Raw genomic sequence first — 1,536 nt, forward strand, 5'->3', positions numbered from 1 at the left:
CTGTGAGGCTAAAACTATAATCCGGACGAGGGACGTGGCCGGTGCCTCCACGGCGAGGGCCGCGGACGGCTGTTCGACGTCCCCATCGCCTTACAAATGCGTAAGGTTGCAGCCACAATTCCGGGAGGATTCGAGCCAAATTATGTCGATGTTCCCTGGCTATTCAGTATCGCGATCACGCAGCTGTTAAACGTCAGGAAAAATCAAATGACGGAAACCAGAATTGGCTACTCAACTTCCCAGATTGCGCTTCATTGGATCATAGCTGCGCTGGTGTTATTCCAACTGTTCTTTGGCGAGAGCATGACAACCGTGGTCGATGCTGCCGAAGATGGAGCCGCCGTCTCGTCAGCCGATCAGGCATTGGGCTCTGCCCATTACTGGATAGGAATTTCGACCCTGGCACTCGTGCTGATCCGGTTGCTAATGCGTGTAGTTTCCGGTGCGCCTGAGCCTGCAGAAAGCGGACCTGGCTGGATGCGGATCGCCGCACGTGGTTCACACGGCCTTTTCTATCTGCTCTTGCTTTTAACGCCCATTGTGGGACTGCTCGCTTTCTACATTGGCGACCCATGGGGCGACATCCATTCCCTCAACAAGCCAGTGTTTGTCGTCCTGATTTCGGTCCATGCCGTGGCGGCACTGTTCCACCAGTACTGGCTTCGCGATGGCACACTGAAGCGGATGCTGTCGCCCGGTCGATAAGCGGGTCCGTCACGTTTGTAGCCGCCGCCGATACTAAGATCCGACGGCGCTGACGGTCAGATTATTCTCAGGTGAGAGAGCAGATCGCTCGCCCAGCCAGAGCGGTCTCGCACCAGCCTGAATCCCAGATTGTCGGGAGGCGTACCGACGGCACAGCCTCCGCTTTTTCCGTCACTGACGAAGTTCGACATGTAGGCTCTGTGAAGCCCTTCAAGGACGTGGACACCGCAATTGTCGACCGAACTCGCAACACCGCTTCCATCCGCAGCCAACGTGGTGCGGACATAGCAGGTCGAAGTCCACTCCCAGACGTTGCCAGAAAAGTCGGCAAGGCCCAGGGAATTGAAACCAAACGAGCCACGGCTCTTGGGCATCGGGTCCGGTTTGCGATTGAGGTCCACCTCGGCCTTGTAGCTGGTGAGCCATCGTCTGGCGGGGTTGGTGGCGTCGTTTTCGACACCCTCGAATTCGCCTGCGAACCGCTCAGCAGCGGCAAAGGCCCACTCTTCGTCGGATGGCAGTCGCCATTGGTCGCCGGTCACTTCCGAATACCACCGGGCGTAGGCATTCGCATCGAGATAGCTTACTCCGGTGACGGGAGCATTGCTTGGGATCGCGCGCGTCTCCTGAGCTGGCTGACAGCCGCCAGCCGACACGCAGTCCGCATAGTCGGCCGCGCCGACCTGGTAGGCCATGATTTCGAGAGGTCTGTCGAGTTGCCGCTCGAGGCGGGGGTTGCCTTGCGGGCGTCCCTCTTTCAGGAACTCGCCCGGAGTCGGATAGATGATCGAACCGGAAAGCAAGACAACCGTCATAGCGATGGGGTGGGAT

Annotated in this window: 2 protein-coding genes; one reads left to right on the top strand and one right to left on the bottom strand. The window is 58.5% G+C overall.

Annotated elements, in window-relative coordinates; genetic code table 11:
• Window positions 1–96 precede the first annotated feature (96 nt).
• A complete protein-coding gene (locus EN914_RS35100) occupies window positions 97–705 on the top strand; it encodes a cytochrome b (RefSeq protein ID WP_245467717.1) in 609 nt (202 codons plus the stop codon).
• A 56-nt stretch (window positions 706–761) separates the two neighbouring features.
• Here EN914_RS35100 and EN914_RS35105 read toward each other — a convergent pair whose 3' ends face one another.
• A complete protein-coding gene (locus EN914_RS35105; protein WP_245497927.1) occupies window positions 762–1,508 on the bottom strand; it encodes an SUMF1/EgtB/PvdO family nonheme iron enzyme in 747 nt (248 codons plus the stop codon).
• Window positions 1,509–1,536: the final 28 nt, after the last annotated feature.

The sequence above is a fragment of the Mesorhizobium sp. M7A.F.Ca.CA.001.08.2.1 genome, assembly GCF_003998455.1.
In the GTDB taxonomy this organism is placed as follows: domain Bacteria; phylum Pseudomonadota; class Alphaproteobacteria; order Rhizobiales; family Rhizobiaceae; genus Mesorhizobium; species Mesorhizobium ciceri.